This is a genomic window from Micromonospora sp. NPDC005172 (assembly GCF_040608555.1).
In the GTDB taxonomy this organism is placed as follows: domain Bacteria; phylum Actinomycetota; class Actinomycetes; order Mycobacteriales; family Micromonosporaceae; genus Micromonospora.
The window spans coordinates 20,062-41,616 of record NZ_JBEXIL010000017.1 but is presented as its reverse complement, the minus strand read 5'-3'; the positions used below and the strand labels follow the sequence as shown (position 1 = coordinate 41,616).

Annotated in this window: 16 protein-coding genes; 9 read left to right on the top strand and 7 right to left on the bottom strand. The window is 73.2% G+C overall.

What is annotated here, in order from left to right; all coding sequences use genetic code 11:
- Nucleotides 1-4 precede the first annotated feature (4 nt).
- A complete protein-coding gene (gene mycP / locus ABZV06_RS14495) occupies nucleotides 5-1,333 on the bottom strand; it encodes a type VII secretion-associated serine protease mycosin (protein WP_355621541.1) in 1,329 nt (442 codons plus the stop codon).
- A 74-nt stretch (nucleotides 1,334-1,407) separates the two neighbouring features.
- Nucleotides 1,408-5,412: a type VII secretion protein EccCa gene (eccCa, locus tag ABZV06_RS14490; RefSeq protein WP_355621538.1), complete on the bottom strand. Its 4,005-nt coding sequence runs from the start codon at nucleotides 5,410-5,412 to the stop codon at nucleotides 1,408-1,410.
- A gap of 101 nt (nucleotides 5,413-5,513) precedes the next feature.
- Here eccCa and eccD point away from each other — a divergent pair, with 101 nt between their 5' ends.
- Entirely contained in the window at nucleotides 5,514-6,917 is a 1,404-nt protein-coding gene (gene eccD / locus ABZV06_RS14485; protein WP_355621535.1) for a type VII secretion integral membrane protein EccD, read from the top strand.
- A 31-nt stretch (nucleotides 6,918-6,948) separates the two neighbouring features.
- On the opposite strand, the gene ABZV06_RS14480 is transcribed toward eccD, so the two are convergent.
- Nucleotides 6,949-7,455 (bottom strand): inorganic diphosphatase, encoded by a 507-nt coding sequence (locus ABZV06_RS14480; protein ID WP_355238578.1) that lies wholly within the window; start codon nucleotides 7,453-7,455, stop codon nucleotides 6,949-6,951.
- 595 nt (nucleotides 7,456-8,050) lie between these two features.
- Here ABZV06_RS14480 and dacB point away from each other — a divergent pair.
- From dacB to tilS, 3 genes are all read left to right on the top strand, one after another.
- Entirely contained in the window at nucleotides 8,051-9,457 is a 1,407-nt protein-coding gene (gene dacB / locus ABZV06_RS14475) for a D-alanyl-D-alanine carboxypeptidase/D-alanyl-D-alanine-endopeptidase (protein WP_355621666.1), read from the top strand.
- Between the two features lie 103 nt (nucleotides 9,458-9,560).
- Nucleotides 9,561-10,631 carry a zinc-dependent metalloprotease gene (locus ABZV06_RS14470; protein WP_355238575.1) on the top strand — a complete coding sequence of 357 codons (1,071 nt, stop codon included), beginning with the start codon at nucleotides 9,561-9,563 and terminating at the stop codon, nucleotides 10,629-10,631.
- A 10-nt stretch (nucleotides 10,632-10,641) separates the two neighbouring features.
- Complete coding sequence (tilS, locus tag ABZV06_RS14465) at nucleotides 10,642-11,634, top strand: tRNA lysidine(34) synthetase TilS (RefSeq protein ID WP_355238572.1); 993 nt, start codon at nucleotides 10,642-10,644, stop codon at nucleotides 11,632-11,634.
- Here the strand turns inward: tilS and ABZV06_RS14460 are convergent.
- Complete coding sequence (locus ABZV06_RS14460; protein WP_355621532.1) at nucleotides 11,621-12,601, bottom strand: helix-turn-helix domain-containing protein; 981 nt, start codon at nucleotides 12,599-12,601, stop codon at nucleotides 11,621-11,623. The genes tilS and ABZV06_RS14460 overlap by 14 nt on opposite strands.
- A 138-nt stretch (nucleotides 12,602-12,739) precedes the next feature.
- On the opposite strand from ABZV06_RS14460, the gene ABZV06_RS14455 reads away from it, so the two are divergent.
- The 4 genes from ABZV06_RS14455 (at nucleotide 12,740) to folE (ending at nucleotide 16,807) form a co-directional block, all read left to right on the top strand.
- Nucleotides 12,740-12,889 carry a hypothetical protein gene (locus ABZV06_RS14455; RefSeq protein WP_355238867.1) on the top strand — a complete coding sequence of 50 codons (150 nt, stop codon included), beginning with the start codon at nucleotides 12,740-12,742 and terminating at the stop codon, nucleotides 12,887-12,889.
- Nucleotides 12,890-12,989: 100 nt separating this feature from the next.
- Nucleotides 12,990-13,565: a hypoxanthine phosphoribosyltransferase gene (gene hpt / locus ABZV06_RS14450; protein WP_355238566.1), complete on the top strand. Its 576-nt coding sequence runs from the start codon at nucleotides 12,990-12,992 to the stop codon at nucleotides 13,563-13,565.
- 519 nt (nucleotides 13,566-14,084) lie between these two features.
- The gene (gene ftsH / locus ABZV06_RS14445; RefSeq protein ID WP_355238563.1) at nucleotides 14,085-16,106 is read left to right on the top strand and encodes an ATP-dependent zinc metalloprotease FtsH; all 2,022 of its coding nucleotides are present in this window, start codon (nucleotides 14,085-14,087) and stop codon (nucleotides 16,104-16,106) included.
- A 35-nt stretch (nucleotides 16,107-16,141) separates the two neighbouring features.
- Nucleotides 16,142-16,807, top strand: coding sequence for a GTP cyclohydrolase I FolE (gene folE, locus ABZV06_RS14440; RefSeq protein ID WP_355238838.1), 666 nt, complete (start codon nucleotides 16,142-16,144; stop codon nucleotides 16,805-16,807).
- Nucleotides 16,808-16,859: 52 nt separating this feature from the next.
- Here folE and ABZV06_RS14435 read toward each other — a convergent pair whose 3' ends face one another.
- On the bottom strand, nucleotides 16,860-17,579 hold the full coding sequence (locus ABZV06_RS14435) for a hypothetical protein (RefSeq protein WP_355238560.1): 720 nt from the start codon (nucleotides 17,577-17,579) through the stop codon (nucleotides 16,860-16,862).
- Between the two features lie 7 nt (nucleotides 17,580-17,586).
- Complete coding sequence (locus ABZV06_RS14430; RefSeq protein ID WP_355621529.1) at nucleotides 17,587-20,196, bottom strand: FtsK/SpoIIIE domain-containing protein; 2,610 nt, start codon at nucleotides 20,194-20,196, stop codon at nucleotides 17,587-17,589.
- 194 nt (nucleotides 20,197-20,390) lie between these two features.
- Between ABZV06_RS14430 and ABZV06_RS14425 the strand changes: the two genes are divergently transcribed.
- The gene (locus tag ABZV06_RS14425; RefSeq protein ID WP_355621663.1) at nucleotides 20,391-20,948 is read left to right on the top strand and encodes a hypothetical protein; all 558 of its coding nucleotides are present in this window, start codon (nucleotides 20,391-20,393) and stop codon (nucleotides 20,946-20,948) included.
- A 3-nt stretch (nucleotides 20,949-20,951) separates the two neighbouring features.
- Here the strand turns inward: ABZV06_RS14425 and ABZV06_RS14420 are convergent, their stop codons facing one another.
- Complete coding sequence (locus tag ABZV06_RS14420; protein WP_355621526.1) at nucleotides 20,952-21,551, bottom strand: hypothetical protein; 600 nt, start codon at nucleotides 21,549-21,551, stop codon at nucleotides 20,952-20,954.
- Nucleotides 21,552-21,555: the final 4 nt, after the last annotated feature.

Here is a 21,555-nt window from a genome sequence, read left to right as displayed (position 1 = left end):
CCGTTCAGCGAGTGCGCTGGCGGAACCGGCGCACCATCAGCGCCGCGCCGGTGACCAGAGCGGCGAAGAGCACGGCGCCTGTCCAGAGTCGCTCCGGTGCGGAATCGGCCGGTACGCCCGCCGGTCGGGCCGTCCACCCCGTCTGCTGCCGGGGAGCGGTGAAACCGAGGTCACTGCCCGCACCGCTCACCGGGTCGTCGTCGCCCGAGCCGGGGGCCGCACCGAAGCCGACCACCCCCGGCGAGGTCAGATCGTCCAGCGGGTTGGCGCTGACGGGGGCGACATCCGCCGTCAGCGCGGCCACCGGGTCGACCACCCCGTACCCGAAACGGTCGTCCCGGCCGGTCGGGCCGATGTCCCGGGCGGTGGACACGAGCCGGTTGACCACCTGCCCCGCGGGCATGTCCGGGTAGCGGGACCGGACCAGCGCGGCCGTGGCGGCCACCAGCGGTGCGGCGAAGCTGGTGCCCTGCACCCGCCAGTACCCGTCGGTCGGACGGGCGCCGACCAGGTTGGTCGCGGGAGCGGTGAGCACCGTCGCCCGACCGGTGATCGACCCGGACCACAGGTTGTCGCTGTTGCGCTCCAACCCGGCGACCGCGATCACGCCCGGTTCACGGGCCGGGTACCAGGGCTTGGAGTCGGGCGACGTGGCCAGGTTGCCGGTGCAGGCGACCACCACCACGTCGCGGGCGAACGCGTAGTCCAGGGCCGCCGCCAGGGCAGGGCTGTCGCCGCTGCCGCCCAGCGACAGGTTGATCACCCGGGCGCCGTGGTCGACCGCCCACCGGACACCCTTCGCGACGATCAACGCGTCGTCGTACTTGTTGCGCTCGTCCAGCACGCGGACCGGAAGGATCCGCGAGTCCGGCGCCAGGCCGACCACGCCCCGCTTGTCGTCGTTGCGCCCGGCGATCAGCCCGGCGACCGTGGTGCCGTGGCCCACCGGGTCCGGACCGGCGCCGCCGGCCGGCCCGACCAGGTCGAGGCCGGGGAGCACCTGACCGGCCAGGTCGGGATGGTTGGCGTCCACACCGGAGTCGACCACGGCGACGACCACACCGCGGCCGGTCGAGGTGCGCCAGGCCGAGTCGGCACGCAACTCGTCGAGCTGCCACTGCTCGTCACGTACCTGGTCGGTGCGGGCGATGCTGTCAGCGGGCGCGAACGCGGCCGGCGCGCCGGCGAGCTGCCCGCCGCTGCTTGGCGCGGTGACAGGTGCGGTGCTCGGGACCGCGACAGCGACCAGCGCCGCCGCACCGAGCAGCGCCCGGCCGGCCCGTCTGGCCACTGCCGGACCGCTGTGCCGAACCCCAGTCACATCCTCTGCCATTCATCCCGACGGAACCTCGACGATCGGAGATTACCGGTTTCCCCACCCGTCACGGGAGGAACCGCGAAGACAGGTCACGGTGACGGCAGATGTGCGAGCTGCACGAGGCGTACGCCCTCCCGTCGGGTGACCAGCCGACCACGGCCCGGTGGCAGCGGCCCGGGCCGCACCGGCCCGACGAGCGCGCCCTCCTCGGGGCTGCCCGCCATCACCAGTCCGGCCGTGGAGAGTTCCCGTAGCCGCTGCACGATGGACTCGTACTGGGACCGGCCCGCACCTCCGGAACGGCGGGCCAGCACCAGGTGCAGGCCGACATCGCGGGCGTGCGGCAGGTGCTCCTCCAGCGCCCGCAACGGGTTCGCCGGCCCGGTGGCCACCAGGTCGTAGTCGTCGACCAGCACGAACAGTTCCGGCCCCGACCACCACGAGCGGTCACGTAACTGCTGCGGAGTGACCTCCGGCCCGGGAGCCCGCCGCTCCAGGTAACCGGCGGCCGACTCGACCAGGTCGGCGGTGTGCGCGGCGGCAGTGCCGTACCCGATGAGGTGCGGCGTCTCGATGGCACCCAGGAGGCTTCGCCGGTAGTCGACGAGGATGACCCGGGCCTCCTCCGGCGTGAACCGGGTGGTGATCGAGGCGGCCAGCGCCCGCAGGAACGACGACTTGCCGCACTCGGCGTCCCCGAAGACCACGAAGTGCGGCTCGGCGGCGAAGTCGAGCTGCACCGGCCGCAGATCGGCCTCGGCGACTCCGATCGGCAGCCGCAGCCCCGTCGTCGCGGTGAGATCCAGATCGGCGTACGGCAGCACCGGTGGGAGGAGCCGGACCCGAGGCGCCGCCGGTCCGGCCCAGGCGTCGGCGATCCGTCCGACCAGCTCGGCGGTGCCATCGCTCGAACCGGCGAGCCGTGGGAGCGCGGTGAGGAAGTGCAGGCTCTGGGCCGTCACACCCCGGCCGGGGTGCTCCGGCACGTTCGCCGCTGCCCGCCGGGCCACCAGGGAGTCGGACGGGTCGCCGAGGCGCAGCTCCAGCCGGGAGCCGAACAGGTCCCGGATCGCCGGGCGGAAATCCAACCAACGCAACGCCGTGGCGACCACGTGCAACCCGTACGACAGGCCGCGGGTGGCCAGGTCGGTGACCAGTGGTTCCAGGTCGTCGTACTCGTTGCGCAGCGTGCTCCACCCGTCGACCACCAGGAAGACGTCGCCGAACGGGTCGACGTCCGGCTGGTCGGTGGTCGCCGTCGCGGCCCGCCGCTGCCGGTACGTGGCCATCGACTCCACGCCCAGCTCGGCGAAGCGGCGCTCCCGCTCGGCCAACAGAGTCGTGACCTCGCCGACGCTGCGGCGTACGGCGGTCGGGTCGGCACGACCGGTCACTCCGCCCACGTGCGGCAGGTCGCGCAGCGCCGCGAGACCGCCACCGCCGAAGTCGAGACAGTAGACCTGCACCTCGGCCGGGGTGTGGGTGAGCGCCAACGCGCAGATCAGCGTGCGTAGCGCGGTGGACTTGCCGCTCTGCGGCGCGCCGACCACCGCCACGTGCCCGGACGCGCCATCCAGGGCCAGCCAGAGCAGGTCCCGCCGCTGTTCCAACGGCCGGTCCACCACGGCCACCGGCACACTCAGCGCCCCGTGCAGCTCCGGGTTGCCCACGGTGAGCCCGCGCGCCGGATCCACCTCGACCGTGCCGACCAGCTCGTCCAGGGCCGGAGGGTCACCGAGCGGCGCGAGCCATACCTGGTGTGCGGGCGGGCCCTGCCCGACGAGCCGGTCGACCAGCAGGTCCAGCAGGGTCTCGCGGCTGCTCTCGTCCTCGGCCACCATGGGCAGGGCCGGGGTCGCCGGCTCCGGCAGCGGTACGACGTGAGTGGTGAACGTGAGCAGGCGGGCCCCCTCGCCAGCCGTGACGCCGCTCGTGTCGGCCCGGCGGCGTACGACCCCGGAGACGTACGCAGCCTTGAACCGCGCCAGCGGATCGGTGCCGGCGCGCAGGTAGCCGTGGCCCGGCGAGCGGGGCAGCTCGTGCGCGTCCGGCACCCCGAGCACCGTGCGGGACTCCAGGGCGGAGAAGGTGCGCAACCCGATCCGGTACGACAGGTGCGTGTCCAGCCCGCGCAGCCGGCCCTCCTCGAGGCGCTGGCTGGCGAGCAGCAGGTGCACGCCGAGCGACCGACCCAGCCGGCCGATCTGCACGAACAGGTCGATGAAGTCGGGCTTGGCGGAGAGCAGTTCGGAGAACTCGTCGCAGATCAGCAGCAGCGACGGTAGCGGGGCGAGTGGGCTGCCGGCGGCCCGCGCCCGCTCGTAGTCCCGCACGCTGGCGAAGTTGCCAGCCCGGCGCAGCAGCTCCTGCCGGCGGACCAGTTCCCCGTTGATCGCGTCCACCATCCGGTCGACCAGGGGCAGTGCGTCGGCCAGGTTGGTGATCACGGCGGCGGTGTGCGGCAGCCGGTCGAACGGCGCGAAGGTGGCGCCTCCCTTGAAGTCGACCAGGACGAAGTTGAGCTGCTCGGAGCTGTGTGTCGCGGCCAGCCCCAGCACCAGCGTGCGGAGCAGTTCGGACTTGCCCGAGCCGGTGGCCCCGATCAGCAGACCGTGCGGGCCCATCCCGTCCTGGGCGGACTCCTTCAGGTCCAACTCGATGGCCCCTCCGTCGACACCCACCCCGATCGGGACCCGCAGCCGGTCCCGGGCCGAGCGCGGCGCCCAACCCTGCTCGGCGGTGAAGCTCTCCGGATCGCCGAGGCCGAGCAGCTCCGGCAGGCCCAGATCGACGTCGAGTGGGGCGTCCGGGCCGCGGGCCGTACCGGCCAGCCGCAGCGGCGCCAACCGCCGGGCGACCGCCTCCGCGTCGGCGATGTCGAGGTGGTCGGCGCGGCCCACCTCGGCGTGCCCCTCGACCGACCACGAGTGCAGCCGCCGGCCGCGCAGTTCCAGCAGCAGCACGTACCGGTCGAGCAGGCGGGGCGGCGGTGTGTCCAGGTCCAGCACGGTGACCGCGTCGATGCCGCCGTCGCCGGTCAGGTCGGTCGCACCGGTCAGGTCGCCGCCGTCGAGGACCACCACCACGTGTGGACCGTCGGTGGCCGGCCCGGCCGGGCTGAACCGGGGCCGGCTGCCGAACACGTCCCCGAGCAGCAGTTCCAGCTCCGCAGCCGACGAGGTCACCAGCCGTACCGGCCCGAGCGCGTCCGTACGCCCGGGGTGGTGGGCGTGCGGCAGCCACTTCACCCACTCCCAGGCGGCTCGACGCTCCGGCCCGGCGCAGACCGCGATCAGCAGCTCGTCGGGGGCGTGGAACACGGCCAGCTGGGTCAGCGCGGCCCGGACCAGGGCCTGCGCCGCCGGGTCACCGGTGGACGGGCCGCCGGTGGACGGGCCGCCGGTGGACGGGCCGCCGGTGGACGGGCCGCCGGTGGCGGTCCGCACGTGCACGCGGGCGAAGCTGCGCAGGGACAGGGCCACCGGCAGCTCCGGCACCACGGAGTACGCGTCCAGGAAGCGGCGCAGCGCGCCGGCGGTCATCGGCTCCAGCTCCTCCAACGGCCGGGTGACCGGCGGCACGAGCGGGGTGGCCAGCGTCTGCGGGCCGACGGCGACGCGTACCACCGCGAAGTCGGGGTCGGCGGGGCGGCGTTCCCAGACCCGACGGCTGTCCACGGTGGACCACAGGCGGGCGGGGTCGGGGTGCCGGTAGTAGAGCCCGGCCCGCTGCTGCCCGGCGGTCTGCCGGACCCGGCGGCGCAGCGTCGCCAGATGGCGCAGGTACTCGCGGCGGGCCGCCATCATCTCGGACTTCTTCGGGGTGCCCGACGCGCTGCCCCACGTGGTGACGAGCATCGCCAGCGACGAGAGCCCGAACATCCCGCCCACCACGTACGAGTACGCCCCGCCACCACGGCCGAACATCATCGCCATCGCCACCGTGCCACCGAGCATGGGCAGGACCATCAACATCTGCTGCCACCGCCCGCCGGCCACCGCCGGGATCTCCGGCGGTGCCTCGACGGGCAGCTCGCCGACGGGGATCTCCGGCGCTGGCCGCCGCGGTGGGCGCTTGATGACGACGGTGGACACTCGGCCTCCTGACTGCGCTGGGTAACCCGAGCCTGGCTCATGGTAGGTAAAGTCCTGTCGTCCCCGCAGCCTCCGACACCGCTCGATATGGAGACCGGTCGATGACAACCGGACTGGCCCGCGTCACCATCAGCGCGCCCCAACGGCGGGTGGACGTCGCCCTGCCGGAGCAGGTGCCCCTGGCCGAGCTGCTGCCCGACGTACTGCGGCACGCCGGTGAGGGGCTGGCCGACGATGGCGAGCGGCACGGCGGCTGGGTGTTGCGCCGTACCGACGGGGCGGTGCTGGCGAGCGCTCAGGCGCTGCTGCCGCAGGGGGTCCGCGACGGTGAGGTGCTGCACCTGGTGCCGGCCCGCGCCCACTGGCCCGAGTTGGAGTACGACGACGTCGTGGAGGCGATCGCCGACGGCGCCCGTCGACGGGGCGGCGCCTGGTCGCCCGCCGCCACCCGGATCGCCGCTCTGGCCGGTGCCGGCGTGCCGCTCGCAGTCGGGCTGCTCGCCCTGTTCGCCAGTGGCCCGACCTCGGGGAGCCGCTGGGTCGCGGCGGCGGCCGTGGCGCTGCTGCTCACCGTGGGCGGCACCGTCGCCTCCCGCGCCAACGGCGACGGCGCGGCCGGAGCGACGCTCGGCGGGTACGCCCTGCCGTACGCCTTCGTGGCCGGTGCCCTCGCGGTCGGCTCGGGCGACCCGGTCGGCCCGCTCGGGCCGGTGCGCTGGGTCGGCGCGCCCGAACTGCTGGCCGGTTCGGTGGCGCTGCTGCTCGTTGCGCTGACCGGTCTGCTGACAGTAGCGAGCCGACTGCGCGTCTTCGTGGCCGGTGTCACGGTCGGCCTGCTCGGTGCCGGCGCGGCGCTCGGGGCGCTGCTGCTGACCCCCGCCGGCACGGCGGCGGTGGTGCTCAGCGCGCTGGTCTTCGCCATCGGGGCGATTCCGCTGTTGGCCATCCGGCTGGGCAAGCTGCCGCTGCCGCCGATCACCCTGCCGACCACCGCCTCGGGTGCCGAGTCGGAACGGCCCGGGGACCTACCGGACCGGGGCAAGGTGAACGCTGCCGTCACCCGTACCGAGGAGATGCTCACCGGGATGCTGCTCGGGCACGCCGTGCTGGCGGTCGGCGCCGCGGTCGTACTCGGGGTCGCCGGTGGGCTGGCCGGGCCGGTGCTGGTGGCGGTGGTCGCGTCCGTGCTGCTGCTGCGGTCGCGGCTGTTCGTGGCGCTGCGGCACCGGGTGCCGACGGTGCTGGCCGGGCTGGCCGGCTACGCGGTGCTCGGCGCGGTGCTGGTCGAGCGGACCGACGACGCGGGCCGGCTGGCGCTGGTCCTCGGTGGGGCGGCGCTGGGCCTGGTGACCGTGGCCGCCGGCACCGGGTATGCCCGGCGACCGGTCTCGCCGTACCCCGGGCGGGTCGCGGACCTCACCGACACGGCCCTGGTGGTCGCCGTGGTGCCGGTCGCCTGCGCGGTGCTCGACCTGTACGACAGGGCCCGGGGGCTGCTCGGATGAGCGGCTCCCGGGCCCTGTCGGTGGTCGTACGTCAGTGGTTGGACTCGCCGCGCGCCTCGGCGTCCCGCGCACGCTGGTAGGAGGCGTGGATCTCGGCCTCGGCCTCGGTGCGGCCGACCCAGGTCGCGCCCTCGACCGACTTGCCGGGCTCCAGGTCCTTGTACACCTCGAAGAAGTGCTGGATCTCCAGGCGGTCGAACTCGCCCAGGTGGTGGATGTCGCGCAGGTGCTCCTGGCGGGGGTCCTCGTAGGGCACGCAGAGGACCTTGTCGTCCCCGCCCTTCTCGTCGGTCATCCGGAACATGCCGATGGTCCGGCAGCGGATGAGGCAGCCCGGGAAGGTGGGTTCGGGGACCAGCACCAGCGCGTCCAGCGGGTCGCCGTCCTCGCCCAGCGTGTCCTCGATGAACCCGTAGTCGGCCGGGTACTGGGTGGACGTGAACAGGGTGCGGTCCAGCCGGATCCGGCCGGTCTTGTGGTCCACCTCGTACTTGTTTCGGTGACCCTTGGGGATCTCAACCGTCACGTCGAAATCCATCTGCACGCTCCCTCGTCTGCCCACGCTGGCTAACGGAACCACTGGCGCCCTCCGGACGGGTGAATGCCCACCCGCCGACTCCGGCCGCCGCATAGTCTTCGGACCGAAGTAGTGTCACCCAAGCCGATTTTCGCTGGGGGAGGAGGGGGTCGTGGGGAGGGAAGATTCACACTACCGCCCGGACGGGGGCGCCGCGCGTGGTACCGGACGATCCGGTGCCGGTGGGGCGAGCGGGCGGGTTCCGGTGCCCGACGCGCACCTTCCCCGGCCGCCGGAGGAGTCGGTTCCCGAGCGGCCGCCGCCGCTGCCGTGGCGTCCGTCAGGTTCGACGCCGGCCGGAGGACCCAACAACGGGCGCTTCCCGGTCCTCGGCGCGAACCACCCCACGAGCGGCCCGCGACCCACGGGTGCCGCACCTGTCCGACCGGCCCCGACCAGCCCGGCGCGGGGCGGCCGGGTGTCCGGTGACGGACCCACCGTCCGCTTCCCGACCGGCGTGCCACCGCTCGGTCCGCCGATCTCCGCGTTGCCGGCCCCGGCCGGCGCCGAACCGCCGGTAGCGCCGTCGAGCTCGCCGCGCCGTCGAGGTCGACTGGTGACCGTGCTGGCCGTGGTGGTGCTGTTGGTGCTGGCCGGCGTGGGTGTCGTCGTGACCCGACCCGGCCCGGTCGCCGCCTGGCTGGGCGAGGACGCGGCCTCCGGTCCGGCCGGTGCCGCCCCCGCCTCCGAACCCGACCCCTCGGACGTGTTGGGCGGCCCCGACCCGAACGCTCCGCTGCCCTCTGCCGACGGGGTACGCGCCGCGCTCGACCCGCTGGTCGGCGTGCCCGCCCTGGGTGACCGGGTGAACGTCTCGGTTGCCGACGTGACCACCGGCCAGACGCTGTACGCCAGGGGGGCGGACGACGGCACGGTGCCCGCCTCGGTGACCAAGCTGGCGACCGCGGTGACCGTGCTGGCCGCCCGTGGCCCCGGATTCCGTATCCCGACCCGGGCGGTGGCCGGTGCCAAGCCCGGCGAGGTGGTGATCGTCGGTGGCGGCGACCCCACCCTCGCGGTGAACAAGAAGGGTTACTACCCGGGCGCGGCACGCCTGGACGACCTGGCCGCGCAGGTACGTGCCGCCCTCGGCGGCACCGCGCCGACCAGCGTCACCATCGACGGCTCCCTCTACTCCGGTCCGCGGTACGGCCCCGGCTGGGACGACGACATCCCCACCGGGGGGTACGGCGGCGCGGTGACCGCGCTGATGACCGACGGCGCACGCACGGACCCGGGCGCCGCGCCCGGGGGCGCCGAGCGCGTCGCCGAGCCCGACCTGGCCGCCGGCAAGTCGTTCGCCCGGCTGCTCGGCGTACCGACCAGCGCCGTCAAGCGGGGTACGGCCCCGGCCCTGGCCACCGCCGCCGGTGGCACCCCGCCGGCCGGTACGGAGCTGGGCGTGGTGCAGTCGCCGCCGCTGATCCGGCTGGTCGACATCATGATCAGCGAGAGCGACAACCTGCTGGCCGAGGCGCTGGCCCGGCAGGTGGCGCTGGCCCGCAGCCAGAAGGCATCGTTCGATGGCGCGGCCGCCGCGATGGACGCCGAGGTGGCGGCGCTGGGCCTGCCCGCCGAGGAGATCATCCTCTCCGACGGCAGCGGGCTGTCGCGCCGCAACCGGATCAGCCCGTCCCTGCTCACCGACCTGATCCGGCTGGCCGCGAGCACGGACCATCCGGAGCTGGCCGGCGTCTTCGGCGGCCTGCCGGTGGGCGGCTGGTCCGGCACGCTGGGCGAGCGTTACCGGGGTGCCCCCGGAACCGCCGCCGGCGCCGGCGCCGTACGCGCCAAGACCGGCACGCTGACCGGGGTGCACGCCATCGCCGGCCTGGTCACCACGGCCGACGGTCGGCTGCTCACCTTCGCGGTGCTCACCGACAAGGTGCCCGGTGGGACGGACACGGCCCAGCCGGCGCTGGACCGTATCGCCGCCGCGCTGGCCGGCTGCGGCTGCCGCTGACCGCCGTCGGGGCGGGCTCGGGAGGCGTCGTATGGGCGGCGACCGGCGTCGATCGCCGACGCGAGCCCGGGCCGGGGTGTCGCGACGCGGGTACGGTGGGTTCATGGCGCAGTTCGTGGACTGGGATCTGGCCGCCGCCACCGCGGGGGCGTTGAGCAAGTCGGGCCCTCGGGTGTCGTACGCCGAGGCCACCGACGTGGTCGGCGACCTGCGTCGGCTGACCGACGAGGCGGCCGGGCACGTGGCCGACTACACCGGGCTGCGGGCGCAGGTGTCGCACCCGCCGGTGCGGGTCGTCGACCGCCGCGACTGGGCGGCCGCCAACATCGCCGGGCTGCGTGAGGTGATCACTCCGCTGGTCAGCCGGCTGTCCGGCGACAAGCAGCCCGGCGCGCTCACCGAGGCGATCGGGTCGCGGCTGACCGGGGTGCAGGCCGGCACGGTCCTGGCCTACCTGTCCGGTCGGGTGCTCGGCCAGTACGAGGTCTTCTCCGCCGACCCGGGGCAACTGCTGCTGGTGGCGCCGAACATCGTCGAGGTGGAGCGCAAGCTGAACGCCGACTCCCGGGACTTCCGGCTGTGGGTCTGCCTGCACGAGGTCACCCACCGCACCCAGTTCACCGCCGTGCCCTGGATGCGGGCGTACTTCCTGGGGGAGGTGCAGGCGTTCGTCGACGCGTCGTCCAACGGCGGTGAACATCTCGTCGAGCGGCTGCGGCGCGGTGTCGCGACGCTGTCCGAGGCGGTCCGCGACCCGGAGAGCCGCACGAGCGTCCTGGACATCGTGCAGACCCCGGCGCAGCGTGCCGTCCTCGACCGGCTCACCGCGCTGATGACCCTGCTGGAGGGGCACGCCGAGTTCGTGATGGACGGCGTCGGCCCGCAGGTGATCCCGAGCGTGGAGCGCATCCGGGCGTCGTTCAACCGTCGGCGCGAGGCGGGCAACCCGTTGGAGAAGGCGATCCGCCGGCTGCTCGGGGTGGACGTCAAGATGCGTCAGTACGCCGAGGGCCGCAAGTTCGTCCACGGCGTGGTCGAGCGGGTCGGCATGGAGGGCTTCAACTCGATCTTCAACTCACCGCTCACCCTGCCCCGGCTGTCGGAGTTGGGCGATCCGGACGCCTGGGTGGCACGCGTGCACGGCCCGGCCGGCACCGTCCCGTCCGCCGGCTGACCGTCCGTCGGTGGCCGCGCTCGCCCCTTCGGTGGCCGCGATCCGGGTGGCGGTCCGTCGCGCGCTGACTGACCTGCCGTCCGGTGGTCCGGTGCTGGTGGCCTGCTCCGGCGGCGCCGATTCGCTGGCCCTGGCGGCGGCGACGGTGTTCGTGGCACCCCGGCTGGCTCGGCCCGCCGGCCTGGTAACCGTGGACCACGGCCTGCAGGACGGTTCGGCGCAGCGCGCGGAGGTGGTGGCCGCGTGGGCCCGGGAAGCCGGATTCGCCCCGGTGGTGGCGGTGCCGGTGGAGGTGGCCGGGCGACCGGGTGGACCGGAGGCGGCCGCCCGGGAGGCCCGCTACGAGGCGTTGACGGAGGCGGCCCGGCGGTACGCGGCGGTCGCGGTGCTCACCGGGCACACGCGCGACGACCAGGCGGAGACGGTGCTGCTCGCGCTCGCCCGTGGGGCCGGCCCACGCGGACTGGCCGGAATGCCGGGCCGGCGGGATCTCTCCGGGGTGCCGCTGCTGCGGCCGTTGCTGGGGATCGGCCGGGAGCAGACCCGCGCCGCCTGTGCCGCCCTCGGGCTCGACCCGTGGCAGGACCCGCACAACACCGACCCGTCGTACGCCCGCTCCCGGGTGCGGGCCGACGTGCTGCCGGCGTTGGTGCGGACGCTCGGGCCGGGGGTGGTGGACAACCTGGCGCGTACCGCCCGGCTGGTGGCGGCGGACAACGCCGCTCTCGACGAGATCGCGGCGACGGCGCTCGTGGCGGCGCGGCACCCCGCCGGTGGCCTCGCGGTGGCGGAGCTGGTCAATCTGGCCGTCGCCGTACGCGGCCGGGTGCTGCACGCCTGGGCGCGGGAGCTGGGCGCGGTGGCCGGCGCGCTGTCGCACCGGCACGTCGACGCCCTGGACGCCCTGGTGACCGACTGGCACGGTCAGGGCCCGACCGACCTGCCCGGGGGTGCCCGCGTCCTGCGGCGGGGCGACCGACTGGCGGCCCTCAGCCCGGGCTGAGAGCTGCCGCGCCGTCCGCCCGGTCCCGGAAGGTGGTCCGGTAGCTGTGCGGGGTGGCGCCGACCCGGCGGCTGAAGTGGTGGCGCAGCGCCGCCGCGTCACCGAAGCCGGCCTGGTCGGCGACGGCCTCCACGCTCAACGGGGTCTCCTCCAGCAGGCGTCGGGCGAGCAGCACCCGCTGGTTGGTGAGCCAGTCGTGGGGCGTGGTGCCGGTCTCGGCCCGGAAACGCCGGGCGAACGTCCGTGGCGCCATGCCGGCGCGAGCGGCCAACTCCTCCACCGTGATCGTCCGGTCCAGTTGCCCCATCAGCCACTTCAGCACCGGTTCGAGGGTGGGTGCCTCGGGCGCCTTCGGGATCGGCGCCTCGATGTACTGGGACTGGCCGCCGTCGCGGTGCGGCGGGACCACCATCCGCCGGGCCAGCCGGGTCGCGGTGGCCGAGCCGTGTTCCTGGCGTACCAGGTGCAGGCAAGCGTCGATGCCGGCCGCCGTGCCGGCGCTGGTGAGCAGCCGGCCGTCCTGGACGTACAGCGAGTTGCAGCGGACCCGGGCCCGGGGGTGCCGGCGTTGCAGCTCGTCGGTGTACCGCCAGTGGGTGGTGCACTCCCGGTCGTCGAGCAGCCCGGCCTCGCCGAGCAGGAAGGCCCCGGAGCAGACGCTGATCAGGTGTGCTCCGCGCGCGTCGGCGCGGCGCAGCGCGTCGAGCACCGGCTCGGGGACGACGGTGCCCTGCCTGTGTGCGGGGACGGCGACCAGATCCGCCTCTTCGAGCGGGGCGAGGTCGGCGTTCGGGGTGAGGTGGAAGCCGGCGGAGGTGCGCACGGCAGCGCCGTCGGGGCTGCACACGTCGAAGCGGTACGCGGGGAAGCCGTCGGCCGTCCGGTCGGTGCCGAAGACCTCCGCGAGGACACCGAGCTCGAAGGGAGCGACCTGGTCCAGGGCGAGAACGGCGACGGATCGGAGCATGTGACGAGGGTAACCCGAGAGGTGGCAGTAAATCGATGCCCAGTGGCATCTCTGCCACTGTCCGGGCGGTGGGAGTCGGCGCAGACTGGTCTCAGTCCGGTGCGCACCGGCGGCGAAACCGACAGCAACCATGCGAAAGTGAGCGCCGCCATGGAGTTCCTGCTCTTCCTCCTGTTCCTCGTCCTGCTCGTCGCCGCCTCCGCGGCCGGCCTCACCGTGGACACCCACGACTCGGCCGACTGGAAGCCCAGCGAGGACGGCCGCCGCTGGCGGTCCCGTACCAGCTGATGCCTTTGATGCCCTTTGCGCCGAAAATCCCGGGCGGGACCGCGCCAAAAGGTGCGGCCCCGCCGACGGAGGCCATCGGACGTACGGCAGGCTAGGAGTCATGGCTGACGGCTCCTGGTACGACGCCGACATCGACCACGTGATCATCTCCGAGGCGCAGATCCGCGAGAAGACAGCGGAACTGGCCAAGCAAGTGTCCGCCGACTACGCCCACGTGGGCGACGGACTGTTGCTGGTCTGCGTGCTCAAGGGCGCGGTGATGTTCATGGCGGACTTCGCCCGAGCGTTGGGCCGCAACGGCCCCCCGGCCGAACTCGACTTCATGGCCATCTCCTCGTACGGCCAGGGCACCACCTCCTCCGGGGTGGTCCGCATCCTCAAGGATCTCGACCGGGACATCGCCGGTCGGCACGTCATGGTCGTCGAGGACATCGTCGACTCCGGCCTGACGCTCTCCTGGCTGCTGCGCTACCTCGAGTCGCGCTCGGCGGCGAGCGTCGAGGTCGTCGCGCTCTTCCGTAAGCCCGAGGCGGTCAAGGTGCCGGTGCCGGTGAAGTACGTCGGCTTCGACATCCCCACCGAGTTCGTGGTCGGGTACGGCCTCGACTTCGCTGAGCGCTACCGGGAGCTGCCCTACGTCGGGGTGCTGAAGCCCGAGGTCTACGCCCGCTCCTGAGCCTGCCCGCCGGGTCGCGCCGCCAAAGCCCGAGGGCGACTCGCATCGGTATTCGTCAAGCCGACGTTCAGCGGGCTCTCAGCTGTAGCGGCTAACGTGGAGCCCGGTGGCGTGGAGGTTGCTCCGCGTTCGACCCCTCGACCGCGCGACCGGGCGTTCGGGGTGGCCGGGCCGGACTCCCCGCCACGCCGGTTCCTCCCCGGACCCGCCGTGCGTTGGATTCGGGCTGGTGGGCTACCCAACACGCGTGCCGTCGATACTCAATGTGCACCGGGTGCGGGGGCCCGCGAGCTCACTCCTCGCGTTCACGCGGATTTGATGGTGCACGACTGCGGGGCTCGCAAGCTCACTCCTCGCGTACACGGTGTACCGTCGAATGACCGCGGCGCGGCAGTTTCGGCGCCTCGGGGTCGAGGCCGGCCCGCACGGCGGCTCCGGCCGCCGCCCAGTGCGGCGACACCATCAGACGGTCAGGACGTCGATCAGGAGGATGCGGGCGCTCCGGCGCTCGACAACAGTATGGAACGTACGCGTTTCTTCCGCCGACCGGTGGTCTGGATCATCCTGGTCATCCTCGGCGCCGTTGTGCTCAGTCAGCTGTTCACCGCTGGTCCCAGCTACCACCGCGTGGACACTTCCGTTGCGCTCGACCAGCTCCACACCGCGCAGATCAACAAGGTCGTGTTCCAGGACAAGGAGCAGACGCTCCAGCTGGACCTGAAGAACAAGACCAAGTTCGGTGGTACCACCACCGACCGCATCGAGGCCCAGTTCCCGTACCAGGTGGGCGACGAGGTCTGGAACGAGGTGCTGGCGGCCAAGGCGGCCAACCGGGTCACCGGGCCGGCCGACGCCAAGGTCTCCTCGGACAGCATCTGGGTGAGCCTGCTGGTCAACCTGCTGCCGATCGCGCTGCTCGTGCTCCTGCTGCTGTTCTTCATGTCGCAGATGCAGGGCGGCGGCTCACGGGTGCTCAACTTCGGCAAGTCCAAGGCGAAGATGATCACCAAGGACACCCCGAAGACGACCTTCGCGGACGTCGCGGGTGCCGAGGAGGCCGTCGAGGAGCTGTACGAGATCAAGGACTTCCTCCAGAACCCGGCCAAGTACCAGGCCCTTGGTGCCAAGATCCCGAAGGGCGTGCTGCTGTTCGGCCCGCCCGGAACCGGCAAGACGCTGCTGGCCCGCGCGGTCGCCGGCGAGGCCGGGGTGCCCTTCTACTCCATCTCCGGCTCCGACTTCGTGGAGATGTTCGTCGGCGTCGGCGCCAGCCGGGTCCGTGACCTGTTCGAGCAGGCCAAGACGAACGCCCCGGCGATCGTCTTCGTCGACGAGATCGACGCCGTCGGCCGGCACCGCGGCGCCGGCATGGGCGGCGGCCACGACGAGCGGGAGCAGACGCTCAACCAGCTGCTCGTCGAGATGGACGGCTTCGACACCAAGGGCGGGGTCATCCTGATCGCGGCCACCAACCGGCCGGACATCCTCGACCCGGCGCTGCTGCGCCCGGGCCGGTTCGACCGGCAGATCCCGGTGGATGCCCCCGACATGGAGGGCCGCAAGGCCATCCTTCGGGTGCACGCCAAGGGCAAGCCGTTCACGCCCGACGTCGACCTCGACGCGGTGGCCCGTCGTACGCCGGGCTTCAGCGGCGCCGACCTGGCCAACGTGATCAACGAGTCGGCCCTGCTCACCGCTCGTAAGGAGCAGCGCGCCATCTCCAACGACTCCCTCGAGGAGTCGATCGACCGGGTGGTCGCCGGTCCGCAGCGACGGACCCGCGTGATGAGCGACAACGAAAAGAAGATCACCGCGTACCACGAGGGTGGCCACGCGCTGGTCGCCTGGGCGCTGCCGCACGCCGCGCCGGTGCACAAGGTGACGATCCTGTCCCGTGGCCGCTCGCTGGGCCACACCCTGGTGCTCCCGACCGAGGACAAGTACACCCAGACGCGCGCCGAGATGATCGACACCCTGGCGTACGCGCTGGGCGGCCGCGCCGCCGAGGAACTGGTCTTCCACGAGCCGACCACCGGCGCAGGCAACGACATCGAGAAGGCCACCCAGTTGGCCCGCGCGATGATCACCCAGTACGGCATGAGCTCCAAGCTCGGCGCGATCAAGTACGGCACCAGCGGGGACGAGCCGTTCCTCGGCCGCAACATGGGCCACGAGCGGGACTACTCGGACTCGGTGGCCGCCGAGATCGACGGCGAGATGCGGGCACTGGTCGAGCTGGCGCACGACGAGGCCTGGGAGATCCTGGTGGAATACCGGGACGTCCTGGACAACATCGTGCTCGAGCTGATGGAGAAGGAGACCCTCTCCACGGCCGACATGGCGCGGATCTGCTCCCGGGTGGTGAAGCGGCCGCCGCTGGCGCCGTACAACGGCTTCGGCAAGCGCCAGCCGTCCACCGAGCCGCCCGTGCTCACCCCTGCGGAGAAGGACAAGCTCAAGGCGCAGGCCCAGGCCGACGGCGCGCAGGCGTCCGTCGGTGGCGGGTCGCCGTCCAGCAACAACTCGGACGGTACGCACTGAGCAACGAGCCGACGGCCAGCTCCCCTCACCGGGAGCTGGCCGTTTCCGCGACCGAACCCGACGGCGACGACGAGCTGGACTACGTCGCCGCGCGGCTGATCAGCGGCAGGCTGACCGGCCGTCCCGTCGAGGACGCCGTCGACCTCGGGCGGATCGAGAAGGCGGTCCGCGAGATCCTGATCGCGGTCGGCGAGGACCCGGACCGGGACGGCCTCCAGCAGACGCCGGCCCGCGTCGCCCGCGCGTACGCCGAACTCTTCGCCGGTCTGCGCGTCGACCCCGCGCAGGTGCTCAGCACCACCTTCGAGGCCAACCACGAAGAGCTGGTGATCGTCCGCGACATCGACGTGATGAGCCTCTGCGAGCACCACCTGCTGCCGTTCCGGGGCAGCGCACACATCGGCTACATCCCCGGCCCGGACGGACGGATCACCGGCCTGTCCAAGCTGGCCCGCCTCGTCGAGGTCTTCGCCCGCCGACCCCAGGTGCAGGAGCGGCTCACCTCCCAGGTCGCCGACCTGCTGATGAGCAAGCTGGCCCCGCGTGGCGTCGTGGTCGTGCTGGAATGCGAGCACATGTGCATGGCCATGCGGGGCATCCAGAAGTCCGGGGCCAAGACGATCACCTCCGCGGTGCGCGGCATCCTGCAGACCGACTCGAAGTCGCGGGCCGAGGCGATGGCCCTGATCCTTCCCCGTTGACTCACCCGGCCGCCCCTCGGGGACGGCCGGCCGCCCGTCACCGGGTGGGTCGTCAGGCGAGCAGGGCCAGCAGCAGACCGGCCGTGACCAGCACCGCGGGCACCAGGCAGACCAGCACACCGAAGCGCACCGTGCGGTCCACCGGCGTCTCGACGCCGGCGCGGAAGACCCGGCCGACACCCACCCAGCCGACGACGAACGCGACCGCCGGCATCGGCAGGCCGCCGACCAGGGCCGTCACGCTGGCCGGCCCACTCCCTGTCGTCGCGTACACGATGACCTGAATCAGCGGCACCAGCAGTGCCAGCGGCCCGTACACCAGGACGTTGCGGGCCCGCGCGGGCCAAGAGGTCGGTCGGAGGCCGCGCCGCGCGGCCAACGCCGCGTCCGCCGCCTCGGCCCGACCCCGCGCGGTCCGCAGCGCCGCCAGCACGGCGGCCGGGCCGCCAGCCATCGACCGGGCGGCCTCCGTCAGCTCCGGCGGCGACGGCACCAGCGAGATCGCCGGTACGCCCCGCTCCCGCAACCGCTCCTGCTGAGTCGCCAGCCCGGCGCGCACCACCGTCAGCTCCTCCCGGGCGGCTTCCGCCGAGCGGGCCTGCTCACCGGCGGCGGTGGCCGCGCCACGCCGGACCGCGTCCAGTTGACGCGCTGCCGCCAGGTACTCGGCCCAGGCGTCCGCCGGCGCCGCGACATCGCCGTCCGTGCCAGCGGTCCGCTGCCGCCCCGGACCGGTCACCGTCGCGTCCACCTCGACGTCTCCCGTACGCATCGTCAGCTCACCCCGCCTCGTCGGCGAACGGGATCAGGACCGTGCCCCGCTCGTCCGGACCGTCCCACAGCGTCGCCCGGTCCGGGTGCGCCCGCCACTGGATCGGCCGGCCGAACACCGCGGCGAGCTGCGCCGCCGGCACGTCCAGCACCACGACGGCGGCCAGCTTGTCGACGTCGCCGTCCGGCTCCAGCAGCGCGGCGAACGGCGGCACCGCCCGCCACCAGCCCAGGAGGTGCCGGCCCGCCGGGGGACCGTCCCGCAGCAGCGCGCGCAGCCGATCCGCCGGCAGCTCCCGCGGCCCGGGCCGATCCAACCCGAAGATCACCAGGTACGTCGGCAGTGCCTCGTCAGGGTCGGCGGTGCTGCCGGCGTTGGTGTCGATGTCGGTTCCGCCATGGGCGTCCGCGACCAGCGTCGACAGGTCCACCAGCCGGGCCGGATGGCGGGCGGCCAGCTCGGCCGTCAACGCCTCTGCCAGCGCGCGTGCTCCCTGGTCCGGCGCGGACACGAGGAACCGGGCGGTGCCCGGCGCGTGATGGGCGGCGGTGCTGCGAGCGGCCGTCGCCAGCAGACCACCCGCCGCCGCGCCCGAGCCCAGCACCGCGAGGTTACGTCCGGGCGCCGGCCCCATCGGAACGGCAACCGTCGTACGGGCCACGTCCACCGCTCGGCCCAGCAGAGCCGCCGACCCGCGTGCCTGCCCCGCCAGGGCCGCCCGGTGACGGGGGTCGTTGGCCAGCAGCGGACGGGCATACCCGGCGAACACCACCGGTGGCGTCGCGTCGGACGGTCGGGCCGCCCACAGCTCGTGCCGCAGCCGCTCGACCACCTCCGGGTCGTCCAACGGGTCGGGGTGGCGAATCAACCGCTCGTGACCACGGATCGCGCCCCGGGGGCCGCCGAGCCCGCCGGCGGTGTTCACCACCGCGCTGCCCACCGGCAGTCCGGCGGCCGAGTCGTTGGTCGGCTCCAGCACCGGGCCGCCGCCCGGCAATGCCACCCGCACCGGGAACTGCCCCAGCACCGAATCCCGGTGTCCGGCGTCCGCGCGCGCACTCAGCCCCAGCTCACCCGCACCGGCCAGGACCAGGTGCACGCCGTACGCCCGACCGGACCGGGCCAGCCCGTCGACCTGCGCGGCCACCTCGGTGGCCAGCCGATCCCGCTCGGCGAAGAGCAGCGGCACGTTGTCGACCACGCAGACGATGCGCGGCAGCGGGCGGTGCTGGCGCAACTCGGCGAAGCGCTGCCCACCGGCCCGCCCCGCCGCCTCCGCGCGGCGCTGCACCTCGGCTGTCAACTGGTCGAACAGGTCTCGGACGTACTCCCGGTCGGCCGCGATGGCCGCAGCCCGCACCTGCGGAATCCAGGAGCGGTCCCGCTCGGTCTGCAGAAACTCCACGAACGACTCACCGTCGCCCAGGTCCACCAGGTAGAGCGCCAGATCGTCCGGGCCGTACCGGGCGGCCAGGCCCAGCAGGGCAGTGGTCAGGAACGCCGCACGACCTGCCCCGGACCGGCCACTAACCAGCCAGTGCGGGGTCAGCTCGGTGAAGCCCAGCGGCACCGGCCGACCGCCCGCGTCACCCACCATCGTGGTGAGGCTGTCCGCGGAATCCGCAGCCCAGAGGTCATCGCCCGTCTCCGGCAGCAGATCCGCCAACGCCAACCGGGAACCCGCCTCCACCTGGGCGGCGAGCCGCCGACAGACCGCCTCGACGAGCTCCGCCGGAGGGTCCGTCTCCACGAAGATCGGCGAATTCAACCCGCTCGGCGGCTCGGCCCCGGGGCTCGCGAACGACGCCCCCGGCGGGTCGCCGAGCAGCGCGTACGCATTGCGCAGCACCAACGAGGTGGCCTGCGGCAAGGGTGCCCGGGACGAGTACGGGCCGGGCGGCGGCCAGCCGGCCACCATCAGGTGCAGCCCCGCCGCCGGCCCCTGCTCAGCCAGCGCCTCGATCCGCGCCAGGTCGGTCGGACCGGTCAACTCCGGCAACGCGGCGACCACCAGCAGCAGCGTCCGGTCATGACGACGTCGCCCGCTCGCACCCGGAGTAACCCACTGCTCGGCCTCGGTCAACACCGCGCGCAGACCCGCCACGTCCACCGCCGGCGGGGGCAGCAGCCCGGCATCGGCAAGCGCGCCGAACGGCGTGAGCACGGCACCCGTGGCGTCCACCGCCCGTACCAACAGCGCACCAGCGGGCGTCGCACCCAGCAGGCGCAACAGCACGGCACGCAACAGCCCCGCCACCCGCGGCTCGCGCCCATCGGCGTCAACGCTCAGATGGCCGGCACCGATCAGCGGCACCAGAGCGGGGAAACGGGCGTCATCCAACGGTGCCGCCGTACCCACCCGAACGAAGGGTGGCGGGCCGTCGCCTGCCGGAGAGTTCACGTCGAGCGAATCCAGAGTGGCACCCGACCAGCCCGGGGCCAGCCGCGCGGCAACCCCCCGCAGCCGGCCGGCCAACTCGTACTGGCGACGCTGATCAGCAGGGGCCGGCCGAATCTCGTCGAGGATCCCGGCGGCGGCGGTCACGACAGCGGCAGCCCGGCGGTGCAGCGCCGCGGCGCGGTTCGTGCGTGCCTTCGGACCGGCCACCGTGTCCACCCCCTCACCCGAGGTCGGCAACCCCTCCCCGAGCAGTGACGGTATCCCAGCCGGAGCTCCTCCTCCGGGAGGTACCACGGCGGTGCGGCGGTGTTGTCGTGGATCTCACCGGTGGGGAGGGGTCCGTCACGATCCGCTGGATCTGGGGCATTGGCTCCGAGCCGTCCAGCCGTTAACGTCAGGAGGTGGAATCAGTGCAGCCCCCCGCCGGTTCCCAGGTCTCCCGCGTACCGGCGCAACGGACTCCGTCCGAGCAGCTGCCGCCGGCCCCACCAGCGCCGGCACCACAGCCACGACGCCGACGCCTGCGAACCGTGCTCATCGTGGTCGGTGGGGTGCTCGGCCTGCTCCTGCTCGGCGGGGTGGCGACGGGTTTCGTGCTGTACAACCGCGCCGCCGCACCGGACCGCAGCGCCCCCGACGTGGTCGTCGACAACTACCTACGTGCGTTTCTGGTCGACCGCAACGACGCCCGAGCCAACCTGTACACCTGCGAAGGTGAAACGCAACTGGACTCAGTTCGTTCGCTGCGAAGTGACCTTCTCGCACGCGAGCAGGAACTAGACGTCACGATCTTGGTCAGTTGGGGCAGCCTAGAGGTTGAGGACCACGGAAAAGCCGCCTCCGTCGTAACTACCGTTCGACGCAGCGCCACGGTGGACGGAATTCAACAAAGCCTGACCGACACCTGGCAATTCGACGTCAAAGACCAGGAGGGTTGGCGGGTATGCGGCGGGGTGAAGGTCAGCTGAGGGTTACTCAATCCAGAGTAGGTGGACGGGTACTTCCAGGGTGGTGGGTGACTGGCCGCGCCAGGCCCAGCGGTACCACTCCACCTCGGGCGTGATGCGTACGCAGATGTCGCCCTCGGCTCCCGAGTAGGTCTCGGTCACTGCCCGCATGTCCCGGTGTTCGCGTCCGTCCTCGACGTGTACCACTCGGCGGCCGGTGACCGCGTCCGCTTCGAACACGGGTGTGGGAGAGCGGTGGGACGGGCCGTCCAGCGAGACCAACCGGATAGCGGTGTCCCGGGCGCCATCCGACGTGGGCCGTTCACCGACCGTCTCCACCCAGACCCGCTCCACGGGAACCAGGGGTGCGAACACCTCGACCTGGTCGGCCTCGGCCCGGTACCAATCGTGCTCGGGTATGACCGGCACATAGGTCCGGGCACCCTGCACGACCCGGTCGTCCGCTCGCAGGTCACCTCGCCAGCCCAGCCCTGGCAGCCCCACGAGCACCCGCTGCCCGCGCAACTCCACGCGTTCGGTGGCGGGCACGATGGTCAGGGGACGGGGTGGCCGAGGCGCCCAGTCGGGTTGGTCGGCGAACGGGTCCGGCAGTGGTCCGGTCATGCCA

Coding starts and splice junctions, on each gene's coding strand:
- ABZV06_RS14470 (WP_355238575.1), top strand. CDS start 9,561: ATGGCGCAGTTCGTGGACTGGGATCTGGCCGCCGCCACCGCGGGGGCG.
- ABZV06_RS14435 (WP_355238560.1), bottom strand. CDS start 17,579: ATGCGTACGGGAGACGTCGAGGTGGACGCGACGGTGACCGGTCCGGGG.
- ABZV06_RS14420 (WP_355621526.1), bottom strand. CDS start 21,551: ATGACCGGACCACTGCCGGACCCGTTCGCCGACCAACCCGACTGGGCG.
- hpt (WP_355238566.1), top strand. CDS start 12,990: ATGGCTGACGGCTCCTGGTACGACGCCGACATCGACCACGTGATCATC.
- ABZV06_RS14480 (WP_355238578.1), bottom strand. CDS start 7,455: ATGGATTTCGACGTGACGGTTGAGATCCCCAAGGGTCACCGAAACAAG.
- eccD (WP_355621535.1), top strand. CDS start 5,514: ATGACAACCGGACTGGCCCGCGTCACCATCAGCGCGCCCCAACGGCGG.
- mycP (WP_355621541.1), bottom strand. CDS start 1,333: ATGGCAGAGGATGTGACTGGGGTTCGGCACAGCGGTCCGGCAGTGGCC.
- ABZV06_RS14460 (WP_355621532.1), bottom strand. CDS start 12,601: ATGCTCCGATCCGTCGCCGTTCTCGCCCTGGACCAGGTCGCTCCCTTC.
- ftsH (WP_355238563.1), top strand. CDS start 14,085: ATGGAACGTACGCGTTTCTTCCGCCGACCGGTGGTCTGGATCATCCTG.